Below are 1075 nucleotides of genomic sequence, written 5' to 3' on the forward strand. Positions count from 1 at the left end.
AATTTTACTAGCTTTTTCATTTTAACCCTTTTTTGGCATACTCGCCAAAGTGAGATGCACCCCAATTTCTCTAGGCGGTTCCCAACTATTGACGATTAAGCAACTGTTGTGGCAAGTTTCGCCAATACGTTTGAATAGGGTGCTGTAATTTTCATATTCTGGTCGATAATTGCCTGCTATTTGTCCGCTACTGAGAATTGTTTGTACGTCGTCTAGGATGATGAGGCAGCGGTGCGATCGCAATTTGTCGATTAGCAGCGATAGCAGTTCATCGGTGCTTGTTGGCAATTCGGTTTCTGGTGGATTAGATAAAAATTTAAGTAGGCTTTTTAGGGTATTATGGAGGCTTGGGGATGTGCCGAGACTTCGCCAAATTACATATTCAAATTGATGCTGGATTTGTGAGAGGAGGTGGAGTGCGAGATTGGTTTTGCCAATTCCGCTGAGTCCTAATATTGCGACTAGGCGGCTGCGATCGTGTACAATCCACTGTTGTAGGGTGGCGAGTTCGGATGTGCGATCGTAAAATGAGCTGATATCTGGTGCATCTCTTAAGTCAAGTCGCGGTTTCTGTTGCGTGTCGTCTTCATTTGAGGTTTGTGTTGGGGGTGAGTTTTGTGAAGTTTTGGGATGGTGTAAGGTTTCTGTGCAAACGTTGATGTTACCTTTGTTTTGTACAAAATTAAAATCACCAAAATTTGAAATTTTAGAAATTTGATACCTTTCCATCGCAGAGCTAAAATTGGATTTATTAATATCTTCCTCTAAGATTTTTGAAAGAATTTGCCATAACTTTGAGGCAACATTTCTGACATGGCGTTCAGTACAATGAACCTCTTTGGAAATTTCGGAGTATCTTTTACCTTGCCAAGTTCCACGCACTACTGCCTCTTGCAGATCGTCTAGGTGTTTGCCCGTCTTAGTGAACACCAAGCCATTGGCAAACCTTAAAAGTTCTTGAACATCCATTAATTAGGCAAGTGTAGGAGATTTTATCTATTGTATCAGACTGGGTGCATCTCACTTTGGCGAGTATGCCAAAAAAGGGTTAAAATGAAAAAGCTAGTAAAATTGC

Annotated in this window: 1 protein-coding gene; it reads right to left on the reverse strand. The window is 41.1% G+C overall.

Going from position 1 to position 1075, the window contains the following annotated elements; translation table 11 throughout:
- Window positions 1-21: 21 nt before the first annotated feature.
- The gene (locus K4039_RS26630) at window positions 22-969 is read right to left on the reverse strand and encodes an NB-ARC domain-containing protein (protein WP_265239509.1); all 948 of its coding nucleotides are present in this window, start codon (window positions 967-969) and stop codon (window positions 22-24) included.
- Window positions 970-1075 lie beyond the last annotated feature (106 nt).

It is taken from the genome of Lyngbya sp. CCAP 1446/10 (assembly GCF_026130175.1).
GTDB lineage: Bacteria > Cyanobacteriota > Cyanobacteriia > Cyanobacteriales > Microcoleaceae > Microcoleus.